General features: G+C 72.4%; 24 protein-coding genes. 11 read left to right on the top strand and 13 right to left on the bottom strand.

Annotation, left to right across the window (positions count from 1 at the left end):
• Nucleotides 1–3: 3 nt before the first annotated feature.
• Entirely contained in the window at nt 4–471 is a 468-nt protein-coding gene (locus tag KJK29_RS07880; RefSeq protein ID WP_215117991.1) for an ATP-binding protein, read from the bottom strand.
• A 310-nt stretch (nt 472–781) separates the two neighbouring features.
• Here KJK29_RS07880 and KJK29_RS07875 point away from each other — a divergent pair, with 310 nt between their 5' ends.
• Nucleotides 782–1,609, top strand: a complete 828-nt coding sequence (locus KJK29_RS07875) for an enoyl-CoA hydratase family protein (protein ID WP_215117990.1) — start codon at nt 782–784, stop codon at nt 1,607–1,609.
• Nucleotides 1,594–3,945, top strand: a complete 2,352-nt coding sequence (locus KJK29_RS07870; RefSeq protein ID WP_215117989.1) for a bifunctional salicylyl-CoA 5-hydroxylase/oxidoreductase — start codon at nt 1,594–1,596, stop codon at nt 3,943–3,945. The genes KJK29_RS07875 and KJK29_RS07870 overlap by 16 nt, the downstream gene beginning before the upstream one ends.
• Here KJK29_RS07870 and KJK29_RS07865 read toward each other — a convergent pair.
• From KJK29_RS07865 to KJK29_RS07855, 3 genes are all read right to left on the bottom strand, one after another.
• Nucleotides 3,942–4,511 carry a cysteine hydrolase family protein gene (locus tag KJK29_RS07865; protein WP_215117988.1) on the bottom strand — a complete coding sequence of 190 codons (570 nt, stop codon included), beginning with the start codon at nt 4,509–4,511 and terminating at the stop codon, nt 3,942–3,944. The genes KJK29_RS07870 and KJK29_RS07865 overlap by 4 nt on opposite strands.
• A 116-nt stretch (nt 4,512–4,627) precedes the next feature.
• The gene (locus KJK29_RS07860; RefSeq protein WP_215117987.1) at nt 4,628–5,440 is read right to left on the bottom strand and encodes a PaaX family transcriptional regulator; all 813 of its coding nucleotides are present in this window, start codon (nt 5,438–5,440) and stop codon (nt 4,628–4,630) included.
• A gap of 15 nt (nt 5,441–5,455) precedes the next feature.
• A complete protein-coding gene (locus tag KJK29_RS07855) occupies nt 5,456–7,078 on the bottom strand; it encodes an AMP-binding protein (RefSeq protein ID WP_215117986.1) in 1,623 nt (540 codons plus the stop codon).
• Between the two features lie 127 nt (nt 7,079–7,205).
• On the opposite strand from KJK29_RS07855, the gene KJK29_RS07850 reads away from it, so the two are divergent.
• A complete protein-coding gene (locus tag KJK29_RS07850; RefSeq protein ID WP_215117985.1) occupies nt 7,206–8,345 on the top strand; it encodes an acyl-CoA dehydrogenase family protein in 1,140 nt (379 codons plus the stop codon).
• Nucleotides 8,342–8,740: a RidA family protein gene (locus KJK29_RS07845; RefSeq protein ID WP_215117984.1), complete on the top strand. Its 399-nt coding sequence runs from the start codon at nt 8,342–8,344 to the stop codon at nt 8,738–8,740. Before KJK29_RS07850 ends, KJK29_RS07845 begins: the two co-directional genes overlap by 4 nt.
• 18 nt (nt 8,741–8,758) lie before the next feature.
• Here KJK29_RS07845 and KJK29_RS07840 read toward each other — a convergent pair whose 3' ends face one another.
• Nucleotides 8,759–8,950 (bottom strand): DUF5999 family protein, encoded by a 192-nt coding sequence (locus KJK29_RS07840; protein ID WP_215117983.1) that lies wholly within the window; start codon nt 8,948–8,950, stop codon nt 8,759–8,761.
• Nucleotides 8,951–9,193: 243 nt separating this feature from the next.
• Between KJK29_RS07840 and KJK29_RS07835 the strand changes: the two genes are divergently transcribed.
• The 6 genes from KJK29_RS07835 to KJK29_RS07810 all read left to right on the top strand — a co-directional run bounded on the left by KJK29_RS07835 (nt 9,194) and on the right by KJK29_RS07810 (nt 14,878).
• Complete coding sequence (locus tag KJK29_RS07835) at nt 9,194–9,634, top strand: DUF6299 family protein (RefSeq protein WP_215117982.1); 441 nt, start codon at nt 9,194–9,196, stop codon at nt 9,632–9,634.
• Between the two features lie 117 nt (nt 9,635–9,751).
• Nucleotides 9,752–11,341, top strand: a complete 1,590-nt coding sequence (locus KJK29_RS07830; protein WP_215117981.1) for an ABC transporter substrate-binding protein — start codon at nt 9,752–9,754, stop codon at nt 11,339–11,341.
• Between the two features lie 20 nt (nt 11,342–11,361).
• Nucleotides 11,362–12,330, top strand: coding sequence for an ABC transporter permease (locus tag KJK29_RS07825; RefSeq protein WP_215117980.1), 969 nt, complete (start codon nt 11,362–11,364; stop codon nt 12,328–12,330).
• Nucleotides 12,320–13,207 carry an ABC transporter permease gene (locus tag KJK29_RS07820; RefSeq protein WP_215117979.1) on the top strand — a complete coding sequence of 296 codons (888 nt, stop codon included), beginning with the start codon at nt 12,320–12,322 and terminating at the stop codon, nt 13,205–13,207. The genes KJK29_RS07825 and KJK29_RS07820 overlap by 11 nt, the downstream gene beginning before the upstream one ends.
• A gap of 95 nt (nt 13,208–13,302) precedes the next feature.
• Nucleotides 13,303–14,229 carry an ABC transporter ATP-binding protein gene (locus KJK29_RS07815; RefSeq protein WP_215124200.1) on the top strand — a complete coding sequence of 309 codons (927 nt, stop codon included), beginning with the start codon at nt 13,303–13,305 and terminating at the stop codon, nt 14,227–14,229.
• Nucleotides 14,222–14,878, top strand: a complete 657-nt coding sequence (locus KJK29_RS07810) for an ABC transporter ATP-binding protein (RefSeq protein ID WP_215117978.1) — start codon at nt 14,222–14,224, stop codon at nt 14,876–14,878. The genes KJK29_RS07815 and KJK29_RS07810 overlap by 8 nt, the downstream gene beginning before the upstream one ends.
• A gap of 28 nt (nt 14,879–14,906) precedes the next feature.
• Here the strand turns inward: KJK29_RS07810 and KJK29_RS07805 are convergent, their stop codons facing one another.
• From KJK29_RS07805 to KJK29_RS07785, 5 genes are all read right to left on the bottom strand, one after another.
• A complete protein-coding gene (locus KJK29_RS07805; protein WP_215117977.1) occupies nt 14,907–15,206 on the bottom strand; it encodes a hypothetical protein in 300 nt (99 codons plus the stop codon).
• 152 nt (nt 15,207–15,358) lie between these two features.
• The gene (locus KJK29_RS07800; protein ID WP_215117976.1) at nt 15,359–16,123 is read right to left on the bottom strand and encodes a class I SAM-dependent methyltransferase; all 765 of its coding nucleotides are present in this window, start codon (nt 16,121–16,123) and stop codon (nt 15,359–15,361) included.
• 102 nt (nt 16,124–16,225) lie between these two features.
• Nucleotides 16,226–17,422: an aminotransferase class V-fold PLP-dependent enzyme gene (locus KJK29_RS07795; RefSeq protein ID WP_215117975.1), complete on the bottom strand. Its 1,197-nt coding sequence runs from the start codon at nt 17,420–17,422 to the stop codon at nt 16,226–16,228.
• Between the two features lie 5 nt (nt 17,423–17,427).
• Complete coding sequence (locus tag KJK29_RS07790; protein WP_215117974.1) at nt 17,428–18,747, bottom strand: pyridoxal-phosphate dependent enzyme; 1,320 nt, start codon at nt 18,745–18,747, stop codon at nt 17,428–17,430.
• Nucleotides 18,744–20,222 (bottom strand): Y4yA family PLP-dependent enzyme, encoded by a 1,479-nt coding sequence (locus KJK29_RS07785; protein WP_215117973.1) that lies wholly within the window; start codon nt 20,220–20,222, stop codon nt 18,744–18,746. Before KJK29_RS07785 ends, KJK29_RS07790 begins: the two co-directional genes overlap by 4 nt.
• A gap of 328 nt (nt 20,223–20,550) precedes the next feature.
• On the opposite strand from KJK29_RS07785, the gene KJK29_RS07780 reads away from it, so the two are divergent.
• Nucleotides 20,551–21,183 (top strand): hypothetical protein, encoded by a 633-nt coding sequence (locus KJK29_RS07780; RefSeq protein ID WP_215117972.1) that lies wholly within the window; start codon nt 20,551–20,553, stop codon nt 21,181–21,183.
• Between the two features lie 13 nt (nt 21,184–21,196).
• Here KJK29_RS07780 and KJK29_RS07775 read toward each other — a convergent pair whose 3' ends face one another.
• From KJK29_RS07775 to KJK29_RS07765, 3 genes are all read right to left on the bottom strand, one after another.
• Nucleotides 21,197–22,726 (bottom strand): helix-turn-helix domain-containing protein, encoded by a 1,530-nt coding sequence (locus KJK29_RS07775; RefSeq protein ID WP_215117971.1) that lies wholly within the window; start codon nt 22,724–22,726, stop codon nt 21,197–21,199.
• 96 nt (nt 22,727–22,822) lie between these two features.
• The gene (locus KJK29_RS07770) at nt 22,823–23,023 is read right to left on the bottom strand and encodes a DUF4236 domain-containing protein (protein WP_033308449.1); all 201 of its coding nucleotides are present in this window, start codon (nt 23,021–23,023) and stop codon (nt 22,823–22,825) included.
• 70 nt (nt 23,024–23,093) lie between these two features.
• Entirely contained in the window at nt 23,094–23,840 is a 747-nt protein-coding gene (locus KJK29_RS07765) for a class I SAM-dependent methyltransferase (RefSeq protein WP_215117970.1), read from the bottom strand.
• Between the last annotated feature and the right edge of the window lie 201 nt (nt 23,841–24,041).

Below are 24,041 nucleotides of genomic sequence, written 5' to 3'. Positions count from 1 at the left end.
GCCCTACGCCGACGGACGCCGCTGCTCCGGCACCGCGGGCAGCCTGAACCACACCGCCTTGCCGGACTCGGTCGGCCGGTGCCCGCACGACGAGCTCAGGGCGCGGATCAGCAGCAGCCCCCGCCCGTGCTCCTGCCAGGGGTCGGGCGGCCCGCCGGCCGGGCGGGTGAGGTCGCCGGGCGGCGCCGGGTCGGTGTCGTGCACCTCGACCTGACATCCCGACGGCATCAGCTCCACGACCAGCTCTATCGGAGCCTCGCCGGTGGTGTGCTCCACCGCGTTGGCCACCAGCTCCGCCGTGAGCAGCTCCGCCGTGTCGCAGTCGGCCCCGTACTCCAGCTCGGCCAGCGCCGTACGGACCAGGGCACGGGCCACGGGCACCGCCGCGACGGTGTGCGGCAGCGCGATGCGCCAGGAGGCGGGGGCTGAGGAGAGTTCGTACAAGGCGGGTCCGTTCATGGAGCAGGACATCCTGCTTTCAACCTGATGAATGGTACGGCGCCGCTCTTCAGAGGCGTCCGAGGGGCCGTCGTCCGGGGGCGCCTTCGCCCCCTTGCCGGACGGCTTACCCAGGTGAACGCGGTGCCGCGCACCGCTGCTCCCGCCGTTACGCCGGTGTGGGTGATCTGTGACGGATGTGACCGACCCGGGTCACCCCGGCTCCACACGGAAGTCCTACCCGAACGGTCTATCGCGCACTCATGACGACAGTCACGGATGAGTGATAGCTTCGTGGGGTAGAGCTCAGTGAGACAGTGCCCGCCCGAGGAGGCCGCACGTCATGAGTCCCTTCACCGGCTCCGCCGCCCGCACCCCCCGCTGGGAGCATCTGCGCGTCGATCTCACCGACGGTGTCGCCACCGTCACCCTGGCCCGCCCCGAGAAACTCAACGCGCTCACCTTCGGCGCCTACGCCGACCTGCGCGACCTGCTCGCGGAGCTGTCCCGGGAGCGGTCCGTACGGGCCCTGGTGCTGGCCGGCGAGGGACGCGGCTTCTGCTCCGGCGGCGACGTCGACGAGATCATCGGCGCCACCCTCGGCATGGACACCGCCGGCCTCCTGGACTTCAACCGCATGACCGGCCAGGTGGTGCGCGCCGTCCGGGAGTGCCCCTTCCCGGTGATCGCGGCGCTGCACGGCGTGGCGGCCGGTGCCGGAGCGGTCCTTGCCCTGGCGGCGGACTTCCGCGTCGCCGACCCCTCGGCCCGTTTCGCCTTCCTCTTCACCCGGGTCGGCCTCTCCGGCGGCGACATGGGCGCGGCCTACCTCCTGCCCAGAGTCGTGGGCCTGGGCCACGCGACCCGCCTCCTGATGCTGGGCGACCCGGTCCGCGCCACCGAGGCCGAGCGCATCGGCCTGATCAGCGAACTGACGGAGGACGGCGCCGCCGATGAGACCGCCCAGAACCTGGCTCACCGCCTGGCGAACGGCCCGGCCCTGGCCTACGCCCAGACCAAGGCCCTCCTCACGGCAGAGCTGGACATGCCCCTGGCGGCATCAGTGGAACTGGACGCCTCGACACAGGCCCTCCTGATGACCGGGGAGGACTACGCAGAGTTCCACGCGGCTTTCACGGAAAAGCGCCCCCCGAAATGGAGCGGACGATAGTGAATGTCCCTGAAGGGGCGCGGGGAACTGCGCGATCAACCACAACAAACCCGCACCCGCACAACGACCCGAGCCACCCCCTACGCGTCGCAGTCATCGGCGGCGGCCCCGGCGGCCTCTACGCCGCCGCCCTGCTGAAGCGCCTCGACCCGTCCCGGGACATCACCGTCTGGGAACGCAACGCCCCGGACGACACCTTCGGCTTCGGCGTGGTCCTCTCCGACGAAACCCTCGGCGGCATAGAACACGCCGACCCCCAGGTCTACGAGGCCCTCCAGAGGGACTTCATCCGCTGGGACGACATCGACATCACCCACCGCAACACCCGCCACACCTCCGGCGGCCACGGCTTCGCCGCCCTGGGACGCAAACGGCTCCTGGAAATCCTCCACACCCGCTGCCGCGACCTCGGCGTGGCCCTCCGCTTCCACACCGAGGCCCCGAAAGACCTCCCGGGGACCCACGACCTGGTCATCGCCGCGGACGGCATCCACAGCACCACCCGCGAGACCTACGCGGACGTCTTCCACCCCCGGGTCACCACCCACCACTGCCGCTACATCTGGCTCGCCACCGACTTCCCCTTCGACTCCTTCCGCTTCGACATCGCCGAGACCGAACACGGCGTGATGCAACTGCACGGCTACCCCTACGCCCCGGACGCCTCCACGGTGATCATCGAGATGCGCGAGGAGGTCTGGCAGCGGGCCGGTTTCGACGCGCTCGACGAGACCGAGTCGATCGAACGCTGCGGCAAGATCTTCGCGGAGACACTCCGCGGCCGCCCCCTGCGCTCCAACAACTCGGCGTGGACGACCTTCCGTACGGTCGTCAACGACCGCTGGTCGCACGGCAACCTCGTCCTGCTCGGCGACGCCGCCCACACCGCGCACTTCTCCATCGGCTCCGGCACCAAGCTCGCCGTCGAGGACGCCCTGGCCCTGGCCGCCTGCCTGGAGGAGCGGGACTCCCTGGAGGAGGCCCTGGCCGCGTACGAGGAGGAGCGGCGGCCCGTCGTGTCCTCCACGCAGCGCGCGGCCCGTGCCAGCCTGGAGTGGTTCGAGAACCTCGGCCTGTACCTGGACCAGCCGCCCCGCCAGTTCGCCTTCAACCTGCTCACCCGCAGCCGCCGCGTCACCCACGACAACCTGCGGCTGCGCGACCCGGACTTCACGGAGGCGGTGGAGCGCGAGTTCGGCTGCCCGCCCGGCACGCCCCCGATGTTCACCCCGTTCCGGCTGCGCGGGCTGACCTTGCGCAACCGGGTCGTCGTCTCGCCCATGGACATGTACTCGGCGGCCGACGGCGTCCCCGGCGATTTCCACCTGGTCCATCTGGGCGCGCGGGCGCTCGGCGGGGCCGGGCTGGTGATGACCGAGATGGTGTGCGTCAGCGAGGAGGGCCGGATCACGCCCGGCTGCGCCGGCCTCTACACCGGCCGGCAGGCCGAGGCGTGGCGGCGTATCACCGACTTCGTGCACGCGCAGGCGCCCGGCACCGCGATCGGCGTGCAGCTCGGCCACAGCGGCCGCAAGGGCTCCACGAAGCTGATGTGGGAGGGCATGGACGAGCCCCTCCAGGACGGCAACTGGCCGCTCGTGGCCGCCTCCGCGCTGCCGTACAAGCCGTACAGCCAGACCCCGCGCGCGCTGTCCCGTGCCCAGCTCACCGACATCCGTGAGCAGTTCACGGCAGCCGCAGGCCGCGCCGCCCGGGCCGGCTTCGATCTGCTCGAACTGCACTGCGCGCACGGCTATCTGCTCTCCGGGTTCCTCTCCCCGCTGACCAACCGGCGCACCGACGCCTACGGCGGCTCGCCGGAGAAGCGGCTCCGTTTCCCGCTGGAGGTGTTCGACGCCGTACGGAACGTGTGGCCGGGGGAGCGGCCCCTGACCGTGCGGATCTCCGCCACCGACTGGGCCGAGGGCGGGACCACGGCCGAGGACGCCGTCGAGATCGCCCGGGCCTTCGCCGCGCACGGCGCCGACGCGATCGACGTGTCGACGGGGCAGGTCGTGGCGGACGAGCGGCCGGAGTACGGGCGGTCGTACCAGACGCCGTTCGCGGACCGGATCCGGCGTGCCGCCGGTGTCCCGGTGATCGCGGTCGGCGCGATCTCCTCCTGGGACGACGTCAACTCCCTGATCCTGGCGGGCCGCACGGACCTGTGCGCCCTGGCCCGCCCGCACCTCTACGACCCGCACTGGACCCTGCACGCGGCGGCCGAGCAGGGCTACACGGGCCCGGGCGTCGACTGGCCCGCCCCGTACCGCGCGGGCAGCCGAAGGCCCCAGACGGGCCGGACGGACGCGCCAAAACCGCGGCTGACCATCTAGCTCGCGGCAAGCGGGAAGTCCGTCTCCTTCGCGTCGGTGATCCGGGCGCCCATGTTGCGCTCCATCATCTCCAGGGCGGCGGACGCCAGGTGCGGGTGGATGGAGGCGACGGCGTCCCTCGGCACCGTGACCTCCAGATGGCGGATGTGCGCGTCGAGGGCCGAGTAGAGGACGCACTGCTCGGTGACCTGGCCGGTCAGCACGACGTGTCCGACGCCCAGGCTCCACAGGAGATAGGCGAGGGGCGTCTCGTAGAAGGCCGAATGGCGGGCCTTCACCACGAAGAGCGACTCGTCGTCCGGCCGGATCGGCTCGATCAGGTCGCCGTGCGGCTGGGCCAGCGCCGCGTCGACGAGCTCCCCGTGGTGCGAGCGCCACAGCCCGAAGTTGTCGTTCGCGTAGATCACCGGCACGTCCACCTCGCGGGCCCGGGCGATCAGCTCGGCGATGACGGGCACGACCCGCTCGACGGACGGCACGAGCAGCCCGGCGTCGGCGTGGTCGTACGTGTTGATCATGTCGACCACGATCAGAGCCGGCCGCGTCGGGCCTGCCCGCCGTTCCATCGCGTTCCGCCGTCCGTCCGGTGCTGCCGTACGGGCCACCGGGTACCCGGTGGCCCGGTGGGGCCAAACAAGGCGGCGCGGGTGTCCTGGGGGCGGTGGGAGCCGTGGGACGTGGCCTACAGCCCCACGAAGTCCGCCCCCGCGTCCCGCAGCCGCTCGTGCAGGCCCCGGAACACCGCCGAGGAGCGCTCCCCTGGCCAGTCCCCGGGGAGCAGCGCCGACGGCAGGCCGGGATCGGCGTAGGGCAGGTGGCGCCAGGAGTCCAGGGCGAGGAGATAGTCGCGGTAGGCCTCCTCGGGCGGGGTGTCCTCGCGTTTCTCCCAGCCGAGCAGGACGGGCGCGTGGCGGTCGAGGAACGCCTCGTGCTCCTTGGCGATGGCGGCCAGGTCCCACCAGCGCGTGACGGCCTCGGCGGTCGGCGCGAAGCCGAGGTGGCCGCCCCGGAAGAAGTCCACGTACCCGTCGAGCCGCAGCCGCTGGAGGGTGTGCCGGGACTCCTCGTACAGCCGCGCGGGCGCGATCCACACGCCCGGTGCCGCCGTGCCGAAGCCGAGGCCGGCCAGCCGGGAGCGCAGGACGTGCCGCTTCTGCCGCTCCGACTCCGGCACGGAGAACACGGCGAGCACCCAGCCCTCGTCCTCGGGCGGAGCCGTGGCGTAGATGCGCCGGTCGCCGTCGTCGAGCAACTGCCTCGCGTCCGGTGACAGTTCGTACCCGGCGGCACCCTGAGCGGTGCGGGCGGGCACGAGCAGTCCGCGTCTCTTGAGCCGCGACACCGAGGAGCGGACGGACGGGGCGTCCACACCGACCGCGGCCAGCAGCCGGATCAGTTCGGCTACCGGCACGGGGCCCGGGACGAAGCGGCCGTACGCGCCGTAGAGCGTGACGATGAGAGACCGTGGTGCATGCTGGTCGGACACGTTGATCATCTTAGGTCGTACGGCTCAATCCCGTTGGTCTTCGGGTCCGCCGTCCGGGACCCCTCCGGTACGCAGCCGGAATCGCTGGAGCTTGCCGGTGGCGGTACGCGGCAGCACGTCCAGGAAGACGATCTCGCGCGGGCACTTGTAGGGCGCCAGCTCGCTCTTCACGAAGTCGCGCAGCGCCCCGGCGTCCCGCTGCGCGCCCTCCTTGAGGACGGCGTAGGCCACCACGACCTGCCCGCGCGCCTCGTCGGGCCGTCCCACGACCGCCGCCTCCAGCACGTCCGGGTGCCTGAGCAGGGCGTCCTCGACCTCGGGTCCGGCGATGTTGTACCCGGCCGAGATGATCATGTCGTCGGCGCGGGCGACGTAGCGGAAGTAGCCGTCGGGTTCGCGGACGTAGGTGTCGCCGGTGATGTTCCAGCCGCCCTGTACGTACTCCCGCTGTCGCGGGTCGGCGAGATACCGGCAGCCGACCGGTCCGCGCACGGCGAGCAGCCCCGGCTGCCCGTCGGGCACCGGCCGGCCCTCCGCGTCCTGCACGCGCGCGTGCCAGCCCGGTACGGGCACGCCCGTCGCCCCGGGCCGGATCCGGTCGTCGGCCGCGGAGATGAAGATGTGCAGCAGCTCGGTGGCGCCGATGCCGTTGATGACGCGCACGCCGGTGCGCTCGTGCCAGGCCTGCCAGGTGGCCGCGGGCAGGTTCTCGCCGGCGGAGACGCAGCGGCGCAGGGACGACACGTCGTGGCCGTCGAGCGCGTCGAGCATCGCGCGGTACGCCGTCGGCGCCGTGAACAGCACGGAGACCCGGTGCCGGGCGATGGCGGGCAGCAGCTGCTTCGGACCCGCCTGCTCCAGCAGCAGGGCGCTCGCCCCGGCCCGCAGCGGGAACACCACCAGACCGCCCAGCCCGAAGGTGAAGCCGAGCGGCGGGCTGCCGGTGAAGACGTCGTCGGCCCGGGGCTTCAGCACATGCCGGGAGAAGGTGTCGGCGATCGCCAGCACGTCCCGGTGGAAGTGCATACAGCCCTTGGGGCGGCCGGTGGTGCCGGAGGTGAAGGCGATCAGCGCCACGTCGTCGGCCGCCGTCCGGACGGCCTCGTACGGCGTGCCGGGCGCCTGCCGGTTGAGGAGGTCGTCCGGGGCGTCACCGCCGTACGTCGTGATCCGCAGGTCCGGGATCTCGGCCTTGGCGAGGTCGTCGACGGCCCGGATGTCGCACAGCGCGTGCCGAACCCGGGCGATCTCGCACATCGTGCGCAGCTCGTGCGGGCGCTGCTGGGCGAGCACCGTGACCGCCACGGCCCCCGCCTTCAGCACGGCCAGCCAGCAGGCCGCGAGCCACGGTGTGGTGGGGCCGCGCAGCAGCACCCGGTTGCCGGGGACGACGCCGAGGTCGGCGGTGAGCAGGTGCGCGATGCGGTCGACCCGGGCGCGCAGCTCGCCGTACGTCCAGGGGTCACCGGCGGGGGTGAGGAAGGCGGGCCGGTCGTCCTCAGGGCCGTTCAGCAGTTCGGCGGCGCAGTTGAGCCGTTCGGGGTAGCGCAGCTCCGGCAGGTCGAAGCGGAGCTCGGGCCAGTGGTCCCGGGGTGGCAGATGGTCGCGGCTGAAGGTGTCGATGTGCGCCGTGTCCGGTGGATTCATACGGTTCGCCCCCTTGGCGTGGTGGGCTCGCCCCTGGAGCGTATCGTGTTGGTGACGACAGTCAACGGTCCGCGATAGCCTCGGAGTGGCCCAGCCGGGAAGCAGGGTGGCGGAGAAGGGACCGGCAATGACCGCATTCTCGCTCGAACCGGCACAACTCGCCTGGTGTGCCGAGCTGCGCACCCTGGCCGCCGAGCGGCTCCGCCCGCTCGCAGAGAAGGGGGAACCGGGTCATGTGAACCGCGCCCTGGTCGCCGAACTGGGCCGACTGGGCCTGCTCGGGCGGCTCTTCACATCCGGCGCGCTCGATCTGTGCTTGATGCGCGAGTCCCTGGCCCACGGCTGCACGGAGGCCGAGACGGCCCTCGCCCTCCAAGGCCTCGGCGCCCACCCGGTCCACGCCCACGGCACCCAGTCCCAGCGCGCCCGCTGGCTCCCCCGGGTGGCCGACGGCACCGCGGTCGCGGCGTTCGCGCTGAGCGAGCCGGGCGCCGGGTCGGACGCGGCGGCGCTGGCCCTGCGGGCGGACCGGGACGGCCCGGACCGCTGGCGCCTGACCGGCGAGAAGTGCTGGATCTCCAACGCCCCCGAGGCCGACTTCTACACCGTCTTCGCCCGGACGGCCCCCGACGCCGGGGCCCGGGGTGTCACGGCCTTCCTGCTGCCCGCCGACCGGCCGGGCCTGACCGGCACGGGCCTCGACATGCTCTCCCCGCACCCCATCGGGTCGCTCGACTTCGACGCCGTACCGGTGACGGCCGAGGACGTGCTCGGTGAGGTGGACCGGGGGTTCCGGGTCGCGATGGGGACCCTCAACCTCTTCCGCCCGAGCGTCGGCGCCTTCGCCGTCGGCATGGCCCGGGCCGCCCTCGACGCGACCCTCGCCCACACCGCCGGGCGGGACGCCTTCGGCGGCAAGCTGAAGGACCTTCAGGCCGTCTCCCACCAGGTCGCCGAGATGGCCCTGCGCACGGAGGCGGCCCGGCTGATGGTCTACGCGGCGGCGACGGCCTACGACGAGGGCGCCCCGGACGTGCCCCAGCGCTCCGCCATGGCGAAACTGCTCGCCACCGAGACCGCCCAGTACGTCGTCGACACGGCCGTCCAGCTGCACGGCGCCCGGGCGCTGCGACGCGGGCACCTGCTCGAACACCTCTACCGCGAGGTGCGCGCCCCCCGCGTCTACGAAGGGGCCAGCGAGGTGCAACGCGGCATCATCGCCAAGGAGTTGTACGCCGAGTTGTACGCCCACCAGGAGGCCCGGTGACCACCGAGCGCGTCAACCCGCCCGAGCTGTCCCCGCCGACCGGCTTCTCCCACGCCGTCGTGGCCTCCGGGTCGAGAGTGGTGTTCCTGGCGGGCCAGACCGCCCTCGACACCGACGGCAAGGTGGTGGGCGCGACGCTGCCGGAACAGTTCGCGAGGGCGCTGGCGAACCTGCTGGCCGCTCTCACGGCGGCCGGTGGCACCCCGTCCGACCTCGCCCGCGTCACCGTCTACGCCACGGACGTCGCCGCGTACCGCGCGCACGCCCCCGAGTTGGGACGGCTGTGGCGCGAGGCGGCCGGGCGCGACTACCCCGCCATGGCCGTCGTCGAGGTCGTCCGGCTGTGGGACGAGGAGGCGCTGGTCGAGCTCGACGGCTTCGCGGTGCTGCCTTAGGGGTCCTTATGGCCGCTCTCAGGCCGCGACGGTCAGCCCGGCCGTCACCCGGTGCGGTTCCACCACGCGGCCGTCCGGCAGCAGCTCACCGGTGTCGTCGAAGACGATCGCCCCGTCGCACAGCAGGCTCCAGCCCTGCTCGGGGTGGGCGGCGACGACATGCGCCGCAAGGGAGTCGGTCGCGGGGCACTGGGTCTGGTGGGCACACATGGCGCACCTCCACGTCGGTAGGGCCATCCGGAGGATTCGTATGACTCTTACGTACAGACCATGCTCCCGACTCGAACTCATCGGAACGGCCCGTCAGGAAGCGTGACACGCCCCGGACATTCCCCGGACGGTTCCACGACGGCCGGTGCGGATTCGCCACCGAAGGAGTGAGGGGTACGGGCGTCCGCCCGGGCGCCGGGTACGAGTGGAACAAAAAACCACTCATTTCGGGAGGTTCCCCCCATGCGTGTACGTCCCCTGCTCGGCGCGACGGCCGGTGCCGCGCTGCTCCTGCTCACCGGTGCCACCGCGGCACCCGCCACCGCCTCCGCCGCGGCCCCGTACGAGGCCGTGACGGTCGACGCGGTGGGCCGCATCACCGCCGACGGCACCGTCACCCTCTCCGGCACCTACCGCTGCCGGAGCGCCGTCGGCCCGGTCTTCGTCAGCTCCTCCGTGAGCCAGGGCGCCTCCACCACCCGCTACGGCATCGGCGGCACCCGGGCCGTGTGCGACGGCGTGAAGCACCGCTGGGTCAACACGGGCCGGCCCAAGCCGGGCGCGCTCGCTCCCGGAGCGGCCCACGTCCAGGCCACCCTGATGGAACTGCGCACCTTCAGCGGCCTGCCGCTGCCCAGCTTCCACGCGGTCCACGGACGGGACATCACCCTGTCCCGAGGCTGAGCGGAAGCCGGTGACCTGGGCCTCCCGCACCGCGGTGGTGCGCGGAGGCCCTCCTTGACTGTTTAATTGCGAGGCCTGTGCAAGAACGTGACTAGAGCAACAACGGGGTGAGGTCATATGTCGACCCGTCGGATACGAGGAGCCGCCGCCACGGCGGCACTGGCCGCGGCGGTCACCGCCTGCTCGGCCCCCAGCAGCGGCGGCGGCGAGGGCGACGCCAAGTCCGGATCCGTCGTCATCGGGGTGGCCTCCGAGCCGGACACCCTCAACCCGCTGCTCGGCTACGGCAAGGACGGCAACTCCAAGATCTTCGACGGGCTGCTCGCCCACGACGCCGACCTCAAGCTGAAGCCGGCCCTCGCGGCGGCGCTCCCCGAGGTCGCCGACGGCGGCCGCACCTACACCTACACGCTGCGCGACGGCGTGGAGTTCAGCGACGGCGAGCCGCTGACGGCCGCCGACGTCGTCTACACCTACCGGACCGCCCTCGACGCCAAGACCAACAACACCTTCAAGAGCGAGCTGGACGCCGTCAAGAAGGTCGAGGCGAGCGGCGACGACAAGGTCGTCTTCACCCTCAAGTACCCCTACGCCGCCTTCGCCGCCCGCACCGTGCTGCCCATCGTCCCGGAGCACATCGCCGGCGAGCAGGACCCCAACACCGGCACCTTCAACACCCGGCCGGTCGGCACCGGCCCGTACGTCCTGTCCAAGTGGAGCAAGGGCGAGAAGCTCACCTTCAAGGCCAACCCCCGCTACTGGGGCGGCAAGCCGAAGGTGAAGACCTTCACCATGGCGGTCATCTCCGACGACGACGTACGCGCCACCCGGCTGCGCTCCGGCGACCTCGACGGCGCGGTCCTCCCGCCCAACCTCGCCGCCACCTTCAAGAGCGACGACGGCAAGCGCACGTACGACGCCAAGTCCTACGACTTCCGGGCCGTCACCCTCCCCACCCCGAACAAGGTCACCGGCGACCGCGCGATCCGCCGGGCCCTCGACGCCGCCGTGGACCGCGAGGCCATGGTCGACAAGATCCTCGACGGCGCCGGCCGCCCGGCCTACGGGCCGCTGCCCGTCGACGACCCCGCCTTCACCAAGGCCGTCGAGCGCGACCAGGACCTCGGCAAGGCCAAGAAGATCCTGGACGAGGCCGGCTGGAAGCCCGCCGGGGACGGCATCCGCGCCAAGGACGGACAGCGGGCGTCGTTCACGCTGCTGTACCCCTCCGGCGACAAGGTCCGCCAGGACCACGCCCTCGCCTACGCCTCCGACGCCAAGAAGGCCGGCATCGAGGTGAAGGCGGAGAGCGCCACCTGGGAGGTCATCGAGCCGCGCATGAAGAACACCGCCGTCCTCGCGGGCTTCGGCAGCACCGGCGACCCCGACTTCGGCCTGTACACCCTGCTGCACTCCTCCCTGGCCGGCGACGGCTTCAACAACATGGCCCGCTACGACAACCCGGCCGTGGACCGCGCCCTCGACACCGGCCGCCGCGGCCAGGACCCGGCGGAGCGCAAGGCCGCCTACGACAAGCTCCAGCGCGCCCTGGTGATGGACCCCGGCTACACCTTCCTCACCCACATCGACCACCTCTACGTCCTGGCCGACCGCTGGGAGGACCTGGGCACCCAGCTGGAGCCGCACGAGCACGGCTTCGCCAGCGGCCCCTGGTGGAACATCGAGGACTGGCAGCCGAAGAAGTGACCCGCCTCCCCTGGGGAGCGATGGCACGACTGGCGGGGCGGCGGGCACTGTTCGCCGTCCCCGTCCTGCTCGTCGTCACCTTCGGCGTCTTCGCGATCGCCGCCGCCTCCCCGTTCGACCCCGTCAAGGCCTACGCCGGCACCGCCGCGCTCGGCGCCGACCAGCAGACCCTGGACCGGCTGCGCGAGAACCTCGGCGCGGACCAGCCCTTCGCCGCCCGCTGGTGGCAGTGGCTGACCTCCGCGCTCACCGGCGACCTCGGCGACTCCAGCGTGCTGCGGCAGCCGGTCGCCCAGGTGATCGGTGAACGGCTCGTGTGGTCCTCGCTGCTGTGCGCGGTCGCCTTCGCCGCCGCCGTGCTGGTGGGCACGGTCCTCGGCGTGCTCGCCGCCCGCCGGCCCGGGTCGCTGATCGACCGGACCGTCACCTCCCTCGCCTACACCCTGGAGGCGGCCCCGGTCTTCTGGATCGCCCTGCTCGCCGTCTGGCTGTTCGCCCTCCAGTGGGACGTCCTCCCGGCGGGCGGTCTGACCGACACCGCCAGCGAACAGGTCACGGCGGGCCAGGTCGCGAGCCACGTCATCCTGCCGGCCGGCGTCCTCGCGGTCTCCCAGCTGCCCTGGTTCACGCTCTACGTCCGCCAGGGCGTCGGCGACGCCCTCGCCGAGGACCCCGTACGCGGCGCCCGCGCCCGCGGCCTGAGCGAACGCACCGTCCTGCTCGGCCACGCCCTGCGCTCCGGAGTGCTGCCGGTGCTCACCCTGATCGGCTCCCGCGTACCCGAACTCATCACCGGGGCCCTGCTGGTGGAGAGCGTCTTCAGCTGGCCGGGCATCGCCGCCGCCACCGTCGAGGCGGCCACCGCCGTCGACTTCCCGCTGCTCGCCGCCCTGACGACCCTGGCCACGGCCGCCGTCCTCGCCGGGAACCTGCTCGCCGACCTGCTCTACGGACTGTTCGACCCGAGGGTGAAGCTCAGTGACATGTGACGCACCGGCACCGGCCGAGACCCGGTGGCGCTCGCACGGCCCGAAACGCCGCTCCACCCGTGCCCTGCGCGTGCGCACCTCCGCCGTCATCGTGGGCGCGACGGTCCTCGCCGTGCTGCTCGTACCGCCCCTGGTCCAGCTCGACCAGCAGGCCGTCGACCTGGCCGCCAAGCTCCTGCCGCCGTCCTGGGCCCACCCCTTCGGCACCGACGACGTCGGCCGCGACCTGCTGCTGCGCTGCGTCTACGGCCTGCGCGTCTCGCTGCTCGTGGGAGTGGCGGCGGCGCTGACGGCGACGGTGGTCGGTACGGCCGTGGGCGCTGCGGCGGGCGCCCTGGGCGGCTGGGCCGACCGTGCCCTGATGCGGGTGGTCGACGCGTTCTCGTCCGTGCCGCATCTGCTGCTCGGCATCTTCATCGTCGCGATGTTCCGCCCCGGTGTCTGGCCGGTGGTCATCTCCGTCGCGCTCACCCACTGGCTGTCCACGGCCCGGATCGTCCGCGCCGAGGTGCTGTCCCTGCGCTCCCGGCCCTATGTCGACGCCGCCGTCTCCGGCGGGGCGTCCCGGTGGCGGGTGACCGTACGGCATCTGCTGCCCGCCGTCCTGCCCCAAGCCGCCCTCGCCGCCGTGCTGATGGTGCCGCACGCCATGTGGCACGAGTCGGCGCTGTCCTTCCTCGGGCTCGGCCTGCCCACCCATACGGCGAGCCTCGGCACCCTGATCCAGACGGCCCGCGGCTCCCTGCTCGCCGGACAGTGGTGGCCGACCCTGTTCCCGGGCCTGTTCCTCATCGTCCCCACCCTCGCGATCGCCGGCCTCGCCGGAGCCTGGCGGGAGCGGATCAACCCCCGCCACCGATCGGAGCTGATGCTGTGAGCACCGGAGTCGAGACCGGGCCGGGCGACATCGCCGCGGTGCCGGCCGAAGACCAGCCCGTGCTGTCCGTGCGCGGCCTCTCCGTGCGGTTCCTCATGCCCGGCGGGCGTCGTGTCGCCGCCGTCACCGACGCCCGGTTCGAGGTGGCGGCCGGTGAGTGTCTGGCCCTGATCGGGGAGAGCGGCTGCGGCAAGTCCGTGCTGGCCTCCGCCCTGCTCGGCCTGCTCCCCGGCAACGCGCAGACCGCCGGGGCGGCGCACCTCGGCGACTTGGACCTGCTCGCGGCCGACGAGCGGACCCTCGCCCGTACCGTACGCGGCCGGCTCATCGGCCTCGTACCGCAGAGCCCGGCCGCCCACCTCACCCCCGTGCGCACCGTCCGCTCCCAACTGGAGGAGACGGTCGCAGCGTTGACAGCGACCCGGGGACGCGCCGCCCTGCGCGCCGCCGCCGAGGCCGCCGCCGCACGGGCCGCGTTCCCCGCGGACCACCTCGACCGCCACCCCCACCAGCTCTCCGGAGGCCTCGCCCAGCGCGCCGCCACCGCCCTGGCCCTCGTCGGCGACGCGCCTCTGCTGCTCGCCGACGAACCGACCACCGGCCTCGACCGCGACCTGGTGGACCGTACGGCCGACGAACTGCGGCGGCACGTCGACGAGCCGGGGGAGTCCGGCGGCCGGGGACGGGGCCTGCTGATGATCACCCATGACCTGTCCGCCGCCGAGCGCATCGCCGACCGGGTCGCCGTGATGTACGCGGGCCGGATCGTCGAACTGGCCACCGCCGAGGACTTCTTCGGCTCACCGGGGCCACGCCACCCCTACAGCCGCGGTCTGCTCCAGGCCCTGCCCGAGCGCGCCTTCACGCCCATCCCCGGTATGCCGCCCGAACTCGGTGACCTCCCCGACGGCTGCGCCTTCGCCGCCCGCTGCGACCGGGCCACCGACACCTGTGCCGCCCCGCCGCCCCCGGGCACGGTCGCCTGCCACCACCCGCACCCGGCGGAGGACGCCCGTGCTTGAACTGCGCTCCATCACCGCCGGATACCTCAGGAACGCGCCGGTGGTCCGGGAGGTCTCCCTGACCGTGGCACCGGGGGAGTCCGTCGGCCTGCTCGGCCCGAGCGGCTGCGGCAAGTCGACCCTGGCACGGGTCGCGGCCCTGCTGCACCGGCCCGACTCCGGGACCGTCGTCCTCGACGGCGAACCCGTACGGCACTGGCGCCACCGCGCCCCGCGCGCCCTGCGCACCGCCTTCGGGGTCGTCTTCCAGCAGGCCCGGCTCTCCGCCGACCCCCGGCTGCCGCTCACCGACCTGATCGCCGAACCCCTGCGCGCCACCGGCCGCGGCAAGGAGATCCCCGACCGGGTGGCGGAGCTGACCCCCGTCGTCGGCCTCACCCCGGACCTGCTGACCCGACGGCCGCACGAGGTCAGCGACGGCCAGCTGCAACGCGCCTGCCTCGCCCGGGCCCTCGTGCTGCGCCCGCGCCTGCTGGTGTGCGACGAGATGACCGCCATGCTCGACGCCTCCACGGCCGCCGCCCTGGTCTCGGCCGTCGAGGACTACCGGGCCTCCAGCGGCGCCGCCCTGCTGGCCGTCGGCCACGACCGCACCCTGCTCGGGCGCTGGTGCGACCGCACGGTCGACTGGGACAGCCTGGCGGCCTGAGCAGCGTTACCGCGGGGTTGGCGGGGGTTCAGTGATCGTCCCAGTGCCCCTCGTGGCCGGCGTGCCGGTGACCGTCGTGCACGTAGTCGGTGTGGTCGCCGTGCCGCACGGCCAGATGACCGCAGTCGTCGCCGTGCTGGTGGTCGTGGTTCTGGTGCACCGTGTGTCCGCCGTTCGCGCACTCGTCGACATGGCCTTCGTGCATCCGGTGGATATGGCCGTCATGGGCGTAGTCCGTGTGGTCGCCGTGGGTGAAGGCGACGTGCCCGCAGTCCTCGCCGTGGGCGTGCGGGTGGTTCTCGTGCGTGATGTGCTCGGCGGTGGTCATGGGGTGGCTCCTCACGTGGGGGCGCTACGGCCCGTGGCCCTTCGGCCGGGGCTGCGGTACGGCGGCAGGAATATAGGGCGACATCTGCGTGTATTGTCCGAGCACTCGCCGCCACCCGCCATCCGAGGGAGCACGAAGGGGCCATGCGGGCCCTAGCGCACCGCGACGACCACGCAGCTGTCGCCGTACTGCCAGACCGGCCCCGCCGTGCCGAACCCCGCCTGCCGCAGCAGCTCCAGATGGGCCGAGAGGGGCAGCTCCGCGGGGCGACCGCTGTCGAGCGGGTCCTCCCGGCGGCGGCGCTCCGCGAGGAGGTCGGTCAGCTCGGGGTCGCGGGAGAGGGCGGCCCACCAGGAGCCCCAGTCCTCCTGGGTGAACACTCGCTGCCGGTCGGCCCGGCACCGTCCGACATGGGCGGCGATCCCGGCCGGGCCCGCGGCGTCCTGGGGGAGATGGTCGCCGTTGACGAGGACGCCCCCGGGCCGCAGCAGCGAGGCGAGCTGCCGGTAGGTGCGCAGCAGGGTGTCGCGGTCGAGGTAGTGCAGGGCCGTCGTGGAGACGGCCGCGTCCAGGGGCCGGTCCAGGCCCAGTTCGTCGGCCCAGCCGGGTGCGCCGATCTCCGTGTCGACATAGCGGGCCGCGTCGGGGTGGTGGGTCCGGCCCAGTTCCAGCAGGACGGGGTCCCGGTCCACGGCCACGATCTCCGCGTCCGGCAGCCGCCGCACCAGCCGGGCCGGCAGCGAGCCGGGCCCGCAGCCCAGGTCGACGACGAGGGGCCGCCCCTCGCGCCCCGCCGTGATGTGCTCGACGACATCGGCGATCACCGTGAACCGCTCCTCGCGGTCGACGGCGTACCGCTGCTGCTGGAGCTCCCAGCGCTCCACCCACCGCTCCGCCGTCGCCAGACTCAGCCCCATCCGGACGCGCCACCTCGCCGTCTCGCACCTGACTCCTGTCGATCCGAGCCTACAGGTGGAAACGGTTCTCATTACGCTCAGCGGTACGCCCAAGGGACGCAGTCACTGGAGTGATGCAAGGACGGTCAGCAACCGGTCGATCTCCTCAACGGTGTTGTACACATGCAGACTCACCCGCACCGAACCGGTCTTCTCGCCCGCGTCGCCCTGGCAGTGATGGTCGGAGCGGACCATGAAACCGTGGCTGAAGAGGATGAAGCCCAGGTCGCCCGAGTCGATGGCGCGGTGCCGCAGGGTCACGATGCTCTGGCGCCGCTGCACGGCCGAGTCGGCCGCCAGGCTGAGCGGGCAGCCGAGGATCTCGTAGGCGTCCATACGGCGCAGCCCGTCGGTGAGCCGGGCCGCCAGGGCGACCGTCCACCGCTCGATACGGTCCACTCCGGCGGCGTCCAGCCAGTCCAGGGCCGCCTCCAGCGAGGCGATGCCCACCGTGTTCGGCGTGCCGCTCCACCCGCCGGGCGTGAACGCCGGGCCGCGCGCCTGCCGGGCCCACACCGCGCCCGACCCCGGCAGGGCCAGCGCCTTGTGCCCGGAGAAGACGACGAAGTCGACGTCCGACTCGGCCACGGACACCGGCAGATGCCCGACACTCTGCGCCGCGTCCAGACAGATCACCGCCTCCGGCCCGACCGCCTCGCGGATGCGGTGCACGTTCATGTCGCCGCCGTACACGTGGTGCACATGGGTCGTGGCGACGAACCGGGTGCGCGGCCCGGCCCGTTCGGCCAGCGCGGTGTGGTCGTAGTCCCCGGAACCGCTCTGGTACGGCATCGGCAGCACCCGGACGTGCACGCCCTCCCGCGCGAGCAGCCCCTGGACCTCCAGCCAGGGCGCGATGTTGGCCTGGTGGTCGGCGTCCGGGACGACGATCTCGTCGCCGTCGCGCAGGAACCCCGGCAGCCAGTCGCGGGCGATCGTCCGCAGCCCCTCGGTCGTGCCGCTCGTGAAGTGGACGGCCGACCGCTCAGGCCGGTCGTCCCCGAGGAACCGGGCGACGCGCTCCCGGGTCCGCTCCACCAGCTCCGTGGTCCGGTTGGCCCAGGTGTAGGTGCCGCGCGCGGAGTTGGCGTTGCTGGTGGTGAGGTACGTCTGCACGGCGTCCAATACCGCCTGCGGCTTCTGGGCCGTGGCCGCGCTGTCCAGGTACGCCAGCTCCGGGTGCCCGGTGACGATGGGGAACTGGGCGCGCAGCGCCTGCTGCCACTGCTCCAGGTCCTCGCGGGTGATCGGTGCGGTCATGGCCGTCAGTCCCGCACCAGGGGCGCGCCCGCGTCCCGCCAGGCGATGATGCCGCCGGTCAGGCTGCGCACCTCGGCATGGCCCATCCGGGTCAGCAGCGCCGCGTACCGCGCGGACTGCTCGCCCACCGGACACGCCAGCAGCACCGGCCTGCTCCGGCTGAACGGCAGGCCGCCCCGCAGGAGTTCGGCGAACAGCTCGTCGACGATGTTGACCGACCCGTCGATGTGCAGCGCCGCGTAGGCGAAGGGGCTGCGCAGGTCGACCACGAGCGGCCGGTCGCTGTCGATCCAGCGCCGGGCGTCGGCCACGGTGACCGACGGAGCCCCGCTTACCTCGGCCTCGGTCAGGTCGGCCAGGGTGTTCTTCCGGGCGGGCCGGCCCAGCAGGTCGGGCCGCCGCTGACGGACGTAGCTCAGATAGCTCTCGACCCGGTCGCAGACGATGAACACCGCCGTCCGGCGCTCGTTCAACTCCTCGTCGAGGGCGCGCAGATGGCGGACGGCACCGAAGTAGGCGGCCCCTCCGGTGGGGCCGCCCAGGATGCCGCAGCGGCGGTTGAGGGTCAGCATCCCCTCGATGGCCTCGTCGGCGCTCACCGACTCCATCGTGTCGTAGGTCTCCGGGTCGAACAGGCCGACCTCCTGCACCTCGTCGATGGTGCGGATGCCGGGGATGAAGTCCGACTTGGCCGCGACCAGCCCGACCACCCGCACCGAGGGGTCCTCCTCCCGCAGCGCGCGGGCCACGCCCGTGGAGGAACCGGCCGTGCCCACACAGGCGACGAACCAGTCCGGCACCCGGCCGTCCAGGTCCTTGACGATCTCCGGGCCGGTCCCGGTCAGATGGGCCTCGGTGTTGCGTGGGTTGAAGTACTGGTCGGTGTGCAGATAGGCGCTGCCGGAGGCGGACAGCGTCCGGTGGAAGAGGGTCAGCGGATCGTCCGTCGCCGTCGGGTCCAGGCACTCGCTCTGCCCCGGCAGCTCCTCGATCTCCGCGCCGAGCAGCAGCAGGAGGTCCTTGATCTCCGGTACCCGCATCCGGTTGGTGACGCTCTTGAAGCCCAGTCCGTGCATGCCCGCGACGACCGCCAGCGCCTTCGCGGTGTTGCCGCTGGACAGCTCCACGACCTGGCTGCCGTGTTCGACGGCCTCGGAGAGCAGCGGGCCGGCCATGCTCCAGGCCGCCCGGTCCTTGACCGAGCCCCAGGGGTTGAGCATCTCCAGCTTGGCGAACAGGTCGATGTTCCGCAGTCCGTGCACGGCCGGGTCCAGCCGTACCAGCGGGGTGTTGCCTATCGCCTCCGTGATGCTGTCGTACCTCACTGGGCTCCCCCCGAGGGCGTGATCGGCCAGAACTGGTCGTCGAGACACCAGCGCCACCCGTCGCCGTCCTGCCAGGCGGCGACCTTGCGGGCGGCGGGCTGGTGCTGGGCGCGGGTGGCGTGGAAGTCCATGGCGTACCCGGCGGTGTTGGCGAACGCCAGCAGGTCGCCGGGGACGGGACGGCGCGGCAGGAACACCGTGCGCCGGGTGATCAGGTCGGTCTCCAGGCAGAGGCTGCCGAAGAGGTGGACGGCGACGGGCCCTTCGCCCGGCCCGGCTCCACTCCGGGGCACGACCACGGGGTCCATCAGCACCCCGTGGTCCTCCAGGGCGATGTCGTCCGCCTTCGCGGCCAGCCGTACGAGCAACTCCCCGCCGTTCTCAGTGCCGTTCTCCTGCTCGCGGACCTCCAGCACCTTCGCCAGGGTCAGCCCGCACTGGTCCAGCAGCGCCCGGCCGGGCTCGGTGTGCAGGTCGTACAGGTGCTCCAGCAGCAGTCCGGCCAGCGGACGGCCGCCCAGGGAAGCGGCGGGCTGGGCGAGCAGCTCGTCCAGGTAGGCCGCGCCGGCGACGGGCCGGTGGGCGGGGTAGAGGCCGAGGGCGCCGCGCAGGGTGCCGGACTCGTTCCGCAGCCCGTAGCCGTGTCCGCCCCAGGCCAGCGGCGGGCGGCGGCCCAGGACGGCGTCCGTGAGCGCCGTCGTGTACGCCTCCCACTGCTCCCGCTCGGCGAGGTAGCTGACGCCGAACCCGCCGCCGACGTCCACGGCCCGGGGCCTGAGCCCCCGGCTCCGGCACGCCTCCAGAGCGGCCAGACACCCTTCGAGGGCGGTCGCCTTCTCCGCGACGCTGGTGGTGTCCAGATGGAAGGCCGCGCCCGTCGCCTCCACCGCGTCACCGTGCCGCTCGACCGCCTCCAGCAGCGCCTCCAACTCCCGTACGGGCGTACCGAACCGGCTGCGGCGGCTCAGCACTCTCACCCCCGACGTCTCGAACCCCGACAGCCGCAGCAGCACCCGCACCGGGGCGAGCGCGTGCTTGCGCACCAGCGCGCCGAGCTGGTCCAGCTCGGCCACGCCGTCCACGCCGACCGTGACCCCCGCCCGGGCCGCGAGCCACAGGAACTCGGGGTTCTTCGGCCCGGTGGCGATGATCCGGTCGGCGGAGAATCCGGCACCGAGCGCGTGCTGTAACTCGCCCAGCGAGGCGACGTCCACGCCCGCGTCAGTCGCGGCGAGGCGGCGCAGCAGGGCGCTGGACCGGTTGGCCTTGTGGGCGTAGAACACCTGGCCCGAAAGGTGATGCGCCCGGTACACGGACCGGAAGCGCTCCAGATTCTCGGCGATCTGGTCGGGCACCACCATGTGCAGCGGTGAGCCGAGCGCGTCGATGAGCGAGTGCAACGTCCCTGTCGCCGCCACGAGCGACCTCAGCCGTGGCTCCAGCCGCGGTTCGAGAAACAAGGGCCGGCCGTCCATGCGCGCTCCCTCCCCTGAAGCCGCTGCGCCCGGCATCCGGGCACGTCGGACACTCCCCGCGTTTCGCCGTATAGCCCATATCCATTCTTCGGTCGCTTTACGCCCTGAAAGGGCCGGGCCTGTCCGGTCGCCGCTGTGAAGCCGACCACGGACTTCCTCAGCTTGTCCGGAAGCCGTCCCTGGCGTGGCGCCCTGGTCCGTAGCGCGCCGGTGACATTCGGGACGAATCCGTAGCGGGCGGGCAGGGCAACGTATCCGGGCGGTGGCGGGTCGTACGGGGTGCAAGGGCTGAAGTCCGTGCATTCGAGACGAAGATCATGGGGGAAACATGGGGAAGACCGTGCAGATCCGCGCCCGAGGCATCCGTACCACCGTGGCCGCGCTGGCGGCCGCGGCCGCTGTCGCCGCAGTCGCGGTACCCGCTGCCGCCGCCACCGCACCGGCCGCCGCCACACCCCGGTTCCTGAAGCCGGCCGAACTGCCGCCGCACCCGACCTCGCCCTGGTACGCCGGACCCGTCACGGCCGGTCAGCCCGACCCGCTGCCGCTCTGCGTGGGCGAGGCCCTGCCGTCCATCGCGAGCCACCGCTCCTACGGGACGGAGTTCGACACCAACGCCCAGCAGATCACGGTCGTGGAGCGCACCGAACAGCGCGCCAAGGACTTCGCGGCGCTGCTGCGCGAGGACATCACCGGCTGCGCGAAGAAGCTGATGGAGCAGGACCCCGACCTGACGGCGACGCAGAAGTCCTACGGCCGGCTGAACGTCGAGGAGGGCGCCCACGTCTACGGCCTCCACACCGCCTCGGCGTGGGGCTCCTCCGACATCGGCCTGTTCTCGGTCGGCCGCGACGGCCGGACCGTGACGGTCGTCCTGTGGGGCCAGATGGGCAATTTCCAGCACGCCCAGGTGGCCGACTTCAAGAAGACCACCGTCACGGCCGTCAACAAGCTGTACTGACCGCCCGGCGGCCTCAGATGTCGCGGAACGTCTCGATCTGCGCCCCGATCGAGTTCAGCCGCTCCGCCAGGTCCTCGTAACCCCGGTTGATGACGTACACGTTGCGCAGCACCGACGTGCCCTCGGCCGCCATCATCGCCAGGAGGACGACCACGGCGGGGCGCAGGGCGGGCGGGCACATCATCTCGGCGGCGCGCCAGCGGGTCGGGCCCTCGACCAGGACGCGGTGGGGGTCGAGGAGCTGGAGGCGGCCGCCGAGGCGGTTCAGGTCGGTCAGGTAGATGGCGCGGTTGTCGTAGACCCAGTCGTGGATGAGGGTCTGGCCCTGGGCGACCGCCGCGATGGCCGCGAAGAACGGGACGTTGTCGATGTTCAGGCCGGGGAACGGCATGGGGTGGATCTTGTCGATCGGCGCCTCCAGCTTGGAGGGCCGGACGGTGAGGTCCACCAGCCGGGTGCGGCCGTTGTCGGCGAAGTACTCGGGCGTGCGGTCGTGGTCGAGGCCCATCTCCTCGAGCACGGCCAGCTCGATCTCCAGGAACTCGATCGGCACCCGGCGAACCGTCAGCTGCGACTCGGTGACGACGGCCGCGGCGACCAGGCTCATCGCCTCGACCGGGTCCTCGGAGGGGGAGTAGTCCACGTCGACGTCGATGGTGGGCACGCCGTGCACGGTGAGCGTGGTGGTGCCGATGCCGTCGACCTTGACGCCGAGCGCCTCCAGGAAGAAGCACAGGTCCTGGACCATGTAGTTGGAGGAGGCGTTGCGGATGACGGTGATGCCGTCGTGCCGGGCGGCGGCGAGCAGCGCGTTCTCGGTGACGGTGTCGCCGCGCTCGGTCAGCACGATCGGACGCTCGGGGCGGACCGAGCGGTCCACCACGCCGTGGTACTGGCCCTCGGTCGCGGCGATGTCGAGGCCGAACCGGCGCAGCGCGATCATGTGCGGCTCGACCGTGCGCGTGCCGAGGTCGCAGCCGCCGGCGTACGGCAGCTTGAAGTGGTCCATGCGGTGCAGCAGCGGGCCGAGGAACATGATGATCGAGCGGGTGCGGCGGGCCGCGTCCGCGTCGATCGCCGCCAGGTCCAGCTCGGCCGGCGGCACGATCTCCAGGTCGACACCGTCGTTGATCCACCGGGTGCGGACGCCGATGGAGCCCAGCACCTCCAGGAGGCGGTAGACCTCCTCGATCCGGGCGACGCGACGCAGCACGGTGCGCCCCTGGTTGAGCAGTGAGGCGCACAGCAGCGCCACGCACGCGTTCTTGCTCGTCTTCACGTCGATGGCGCCGGACAGCCGGCGCCCGCCGACCACCCGCAGATGCATCGGACCGGCGTAGCCGAGCGACACGATCTCGCTGTCGAGGGCCTCCCCGATGCGCGCGATCATCTCAAGGCTGATGTTCTGGTTGCCGCGCTCGATCCGGTTGACGGCGCTCTGGCTGGTGCCGAGCGCCTCGGCAAGCTGCGACTGCGTCCAGCCCCGGTGCTGCCGGGCGTCACGGATGAGCTTGCCGATGCGTACGAGGTAGTCGTCTGCCATGAGGTTGAGGTTATCTCAGATATGAGATGGAGCCTGGTAGGGGGGTCCATCCGGGTGACGGGACGTCAATCCCGCCGCCCGGCCCGCCCGGCGGGCTCAGTGCCGCCGCGCCTTGGTGGTGCGCCGCCATCCGAAAGGTCCGGGCAAATCCATCGATGTCGTACGACGTCCTGTGCTGCTGCGCGTGTACCGCGGGCCGTTCTTCCCGCCGCCGGTGGTGATGGACCAGGAGCGCTTGTTGATGTTCAGTCGCACCCCCGGAAGGATCCGGAAACTCTTGCGGAACGTGAGCGGCATGCCTGTCTCCCTTCCGTTCGTGGTGTGGATACCTGGTTCGGTTACCCCGGGATCGGGCTGAGGCACCTCGTCATCGGACGGCGACGGCCAGGCTGACCACGTAGCGCTCCTCGACGGCGCCGTTCGGGAAGGCGCGCGTCAGCAGGTCGCGTTCCTCGGCGAGGAAGGTCTTGGTGGCGTCCTCGCCGAGGACCAGGAAGTCGGAGTAGCTGGCGAGGTTCGCGAGATGGGTGTCGAGCGGCACGCTCCTGGTCCACGACACCTGCCGCCGGGCGAAGTCGAGTTCCGCCGGAAGCCCGCGGAAGCGGGCCAGGGGGTCGGGTGCGCCTTCCTCGGCGCCGAAGAGGCGGCGCAGGCGGGCGTCCTGGTCGGCGATCCAGGGGGCGCTGCCGTCCGAGTCGTTCCACCAGAGGGCGAGCGCGCCGCCGGGGCGCAGGACGCGCAGGGCCTCCGGGACGGACTCGCGCGGATCGGTCCAGTGCCAGGCCTGGGCGTAGGTGAGGAGGTCGACGGACTCGGAGGCGAGCGGCAAGGCGTTGCCACTGCCGAGCACGACGGGCACGTCGGGCAGTCCGCGACGGAACTGGGAGGCCATCCCGGAGCCCGGCTCCACCGCGACGACGCGTGCGCCTCGGGCATGGAGGAGGGCGGTCGCCAGGCCGGTGCCCGCGCCGATGTCCGCGACGCGGGAGCCGCTCAAGGGGCGCCCGGCGAGTTCCTCGACGGCGTCGAGCAGCGCGGGCGGATAGGAGGGGCGGTTCGCGGCGTACTCCGCGGCGGCTTTGTCGAAGGACAGGGCCTGTGAGGTGATCGTCATAAGGCCATCCTGTGGCGCCCCGGGCGGCTCAGGCAGTGCTTTCCCGCCATGGCCGGGGGTGCCGTGGCCGCAGGGCGGCGCGGGCCCGCCGAGGCAGGGCGGAGACAGGGACCGGTCCGGGCATGACCATCCGGCCCTCGTGTATTAGAGTTATCTCGACATCGAGATATCTGCCGAGGTGACACCGCAGCCGCGCGGCAC

The organism is Streptomyces koelreuteriae (genome assembly GCF_018604545.1).
In the GTDB taxonomy this organism is placed as follows: Bacteria; Actinomycetota; Actinomycetes; order Streptomycetales; family Streptomycetaceae; genus Streptomyces; species Streptomyces koelreuteriae.
Note: the sequence above shows the minus strand (reverse complement) of the source record. Positions and strands in the feature narration are given on the sequence as shown.

What these genes read in the sequence shown, in the direction of transcription:
- KJK29_RS07880 (WP_215117991.1), bottom strand. Translation starts at nt 471, where the DNA reads ATGTCCTGCTCCATGAACGGACCCGCCTTGTACGAACTCTCCTCAGCC.
- KJK29_RS07875 (WP_215117990.1), top strand. Translation starts at nt 782, where the DNA reads ATGAGTCCCTTCACCGGCTCCGCCGCCCGCACCCCCCGCTGGGAGCAT.
- KJK29_RS07870 (WP_215117989.1), top strand. Translation starts at nt 1,594, where the DNA reads ATGGAGCGGACGATAGTGAATGTCCCTGAAGGGGCGCGGGGAACTGCG.
- KJK29_RS07865 (WP_215117988.1), bottom strand. Translation starts at nt 4,511, where the DNA reads ATGGAACGGCGGGCAGGCCCGACGCGGCCGGCTCTGATCGTGGTCGAC.
- KJK29_RS07860 (WP_215117987.1), bottom strand. Translation starts at nt 5,440, where the DNA reads ATGATCAACGTGTCCGACCAGCATGCACCACGGTCTCTCATCGTCACG.
- KJK29_RS07855 (WP_215117986.1), bottom strand. Translation starts at nt 7,078, where the DNA reads ATGAATCCACCGGACACGGCGCACATCGACACCTTCAGCCGCGACCAT.
- KJK29_RS07850 (WP_215117985.1), top strand. Translation starts at nt 7,206, where the DNA reads ATGACCGCATTCTCGCTCGAACCGGCACAACTCGCCTGGTGTGCCGAG.
- KJK29_RS07840 (WP_215117983.1), bottom strand. Translation starts at nt 8,950, where the DNA reads ATGTGTGCCCACCAGACCCAGTGCCCCGCGACCGACTCCCTTGCGGCG.
- KJK29_RS07835 (WP_215117982.1), top strand. Translation starts at nt 9,194, where the DNA reads ATGCGTGTACGTCCCCTGCTCGGCGCGACGGCCGGTGCCGCGCTGCTC.
- KJK29_RS07830 (WP_215117981.1), top strand. Translation starts at nt 9,752, where the DNA reads ATGTCGACCCGTCGGATACGAGGAGCCGCCGCCACGGCGGCACTGGCC.
- KJK29_RS07825 (WP_215117980.1), top strand. Translation starts at nt 11,362, where the DNA reads ATGGCACGACTGGCGGGGCGGCGGGCACTGTTCGCCGTCCCCGTCCTG.
- KJK29_RS07815 (WP_215124200.1), top strand. Translation starts at nt 13,303, where the DNA reads ATGCCCGGCGGGCGTCGTGTCGCCGCCGTCACCGACGCCCGGTTCGAG.
- KJK29_RS07805 (WP_215117977.1), bottom strand. Translation starts at nt 15,206, where the DNA reads ATGACCACCGCCGAGCACATCACGCACGAGAACCACCCGCACGCCCAC.
- KJK29_RS07800 (WP_215117976.1), bottom strand. Translation starts at nt 16,123, where the DNA reads ATGGGGCTGAGTCTGGCGACGGCGGAGCGGTGGGTGGAGCGCTGGGAG.
- KJK29_RS07795 (WP_215117975.1), bottom strand. Translation starts at nt 17,422, where the DNA reads ATGACCGCACCGATCACCCGCGAGGACCTGGAGCAGTGGCAGCAGGCG.
- KJK29_RS07785 (WP_215117973.1), bottom strand. Translation starts at nt 20,222, where the DNA reads ATGGACGGCCGGCCCTTGTTTCTCGAACCGCGGCTGGAGCCACGGCTG.
- KJK29_RS07780 (WP_215117972.1), top strand. Translation starts at nt 20,551, where the DNA reads ATGGGGAAGACCGTGCAGATCCGCGCCCGAGGCATCCGTACCACCGTG.
- KJK29_RS07775 (WP_215117971.1), bottom strand. Translation starts at nt 22,726, where the DNA reads ATGGCAGACGACTACCTCGTACGCATCGGCAAGCTCATCCGTGACGCC.
- KJK29_RS07770 (WP_033308449.1), bottom strand. Translation starts at nt 23,023, where the DNA reads ATGCCGCTCACGTTCCGCAAGAGTTTCCGGATCCTTCCGGGGGTGCGA.
- KJK29_RS07765 (WP_215117970.1), bottom strand. Translation starts at nt 23,840, where the DNA reads ATGACGATCACCTCACAGGCCCTGTCCTTCGACAAAGCCGCCGCGGAG.